This is a genomic window from Blastomonas sp. (assembly GCF_041747255.1).
Lineage (GTDB): Bacteria > Pseudomonadota > Alphaproteobacteria > Sphingomonadales > Sphingomonadaceae > Blastomonas.
The window spans coordinates 1-2,274 of sequence record NZ_JBGTFM010000094.1; the positions used below are offsets into that span (position 1 = coordinate 1).

At 66.1% G+C, this 2,274-nt stretch carries 2 protein-coding genes and 1 pseudogene; 2 read left to right on the forward strand and 1 reads right to left on the reverse strand.

Going from position 1 to position 2,274, the window contains the following annotated elements; genetic code table 11:
- The coding region (locus ACEW8G_RS03165; protein ID WP_373486995.1) for a DHH family phosphoesterase at positions 1–950 on the reverse strand (950 nt) is incomplete at its 3' end.
- A 201-nt stretch (positions 951–1,151) separates the two neighbouring features.
- On the opposite strand from ACEW8G_RS03165, the gene ACEW8G_RS03170 reads away from it, so the two are divergent.
- Complete coding sequence (locus ACEW8G_RS03170) at positions 1,152–1,646, forward strand: flavodoxin family protein (RefSeq protein WP_373486996.1); 495 nt, start codon at positions 1,152–1,154, stop codon at positions 1,644–1,646.
- Between the two features lie 191 nt (positions 1,647–1,837).
- Positions 1,838–2,274 (forward strand): annotated as a pseudogene (locus tag ACEW8G_RS03175) (S9 family peptidase); the annotation flags it as partial.

Sequence of the window (2,274 nt, forward strand, 5' to 3'; positions counted from 1 at the left end):
GCCGCGCCGACGCGGCCGCCGGCATTGATTCGCGGACCCAGCGCAAAGCCGAGGTCTGAGCACAGTGGCGCGCGCGTCAGCCGGCTGACATCGATGAGCGCCGCCATGCCGATGTTGCCGCGCCGCGCCATGATCTTGAGGCCTTGGGCGACAAACGCGCGATTGAGGCCCTTGAGCTGCGCGACATCGGCCACGGTGCCGAGCGCCACCAGATCGAGCAGGTCCATCAGCTCCGGTTCGGCGCGGCTGGCGAAAAAGCCGCGATTGCGCAAGGTGCGCACCAACGCGGCGGCGAGCAGGAAGGCGACACCGACCGCCGCCAGAATGCCGTGGCTCGCTGCCTCGTCGTTTTCATCCAGCCGGTTGGGATTGACCAGCGCAAAGGCGCGCGGCAGGTCGCTGGCGCATTTGTGGTGATCGACCACGATCACATCGACGCCGACATCGTGCGCCATCTGCAGCGCCTCATAGGCCATCGCACCGCAATCGACCGTGACGATCAGCGTCGAGCCCGCCTTGGCCAGGCTGGTCAGCGCCGCGCCCGAGGGGCCATAGCCTTCCATCAGCCGGTCGGGGATATAGGCCCCGGCTTCGAGCCTGAGCGCGCGCAGCAGCCGGATCAGCAGCGCGGCACTGGTCGCGCCATCGACGTCATAGTCGCCATAGATCGTGACTTTTTCGCCCGAGAGCACCGCCTGCGCCAACCGGTCGGCGGCGCTGTCCATGTCGCGGAAGATCGACGGGTCGGGCATAAACCCGCGGATGGTGGGGGCGCGGTGCCGCTCAAGGTCATCGCGCGCCACGCCGCGGCTCAATAGCAGCAGCGAGACCAGATCATCGGCTTGCTCATCGGCATCGCGCCGGTCGCCCTCGGTGCCGCGCCAGTGCCATGGCTGGCCGGTAAGCGAGCGGGTGATGCCAAGGACCGGATCGGGGTGGAGGGTTGGCATGTGGGTGATCCTGCGCGCGTTGAGGTGCTGTTTTCCGGCGAAAGCCAAAATCCAGGGGCGGGTGCAGTGCCATCTCGCTCCTGGACTCCCGCTTTCGCCGGAGAACGTCATGCTTATGGTTTATCCGCCCCGCTCCAGTTTGGCGAGGTGCGCGTCAGGAAAGCTGTGGACCATGTGTGGAAGCACGCTACATCGTCAGCCATGACCGACCTGCCGACCCTGCTGATCGTCTGGCACAGCCGCACCGGTGCGGCGGAGGCAATGGCGCGGGCGGCGGCGGATGCGGCGGCGGGCGAGGGTGCGGTCAGCCTGCTCATGGCGGAGGAGGTGCAGCCCGACGATCTGCTTGGTGCCGATGGCTATCTGTTCGTCTGCCCTGAAAACCTGGCCAGCATGACCGGCGCGATGAAGGAGCTGTTTGATCGCTGCTATTATCCGGTGCTCGGGCTGATCGAGGGGCGACCCTATGCGTTGATGGTCGCGGCAGGATCGGACGGCAGCGGCGCGGTGCGGCAGATCGAGCGGATCGCTACCGGCTGGCGGCTGAAACGCATCGCCGACAGCCTGATCCTCTGCACCCATGCGCAGACCGCCGAGCAGATCGCGGCGCGCAAGCAGCTGACCGACGCCGAGTTGCAGCCCTGCCGCGCGCTTGGCACGATGTTTGGCGCGGGGCTGGCCATGGGGGTGTTCTGAGCTTAGGTACTTGCGAAGGAAACGATTTTTCGGGTGATCTCTCTTGTAGTCCTCCCCTGCAAGGGGAGGTGGCTGGCGTAGCCAGACGGAGGGGTGTCCACATTTGCGAAGCGGTGATACCCCTCCACCGTTTCGTGGCCCCCCCCCCCCTTGCTGGGGAGGATTTGCACGGCTTTTCATAGGAGTATCGCATGCTGTTCCGTTCATCCTTGTTGGCCTTTGCGGCCCTGATCGCCGTTCCCGCCGCCGCGCAAACCGCGCCGGTGGAAACCCGGCAGGTCGGCACCGCGACGCTGGAGAATGTGCCCGCGATCCCCGATGACGTCCGCGCTGCCGTGCAACGCTACCAGAACTATCGCGAGGCGCGGTTTCAGGACTGGCTGCCCGATGGTTCGATGTTGATCACAACGCGCTTCGGATCGACCTTTCAGGTGCATCATGTGCCCGCCCCCGGTGCGGCGCGGCGGCAGTTGACCTATTATAACGAACCGGTGAGCGAGGTGCGCGTGGTGCCCGGCACGACGCGCTTTGTGCTTGCCCGCGATACTGGCGGCGATGAGTGGTTCCAGCTGTTCGTGCGCGATCTTGATGGCGTCGGACAGTCGCTGACCGAGCCGGTGACGCGCAA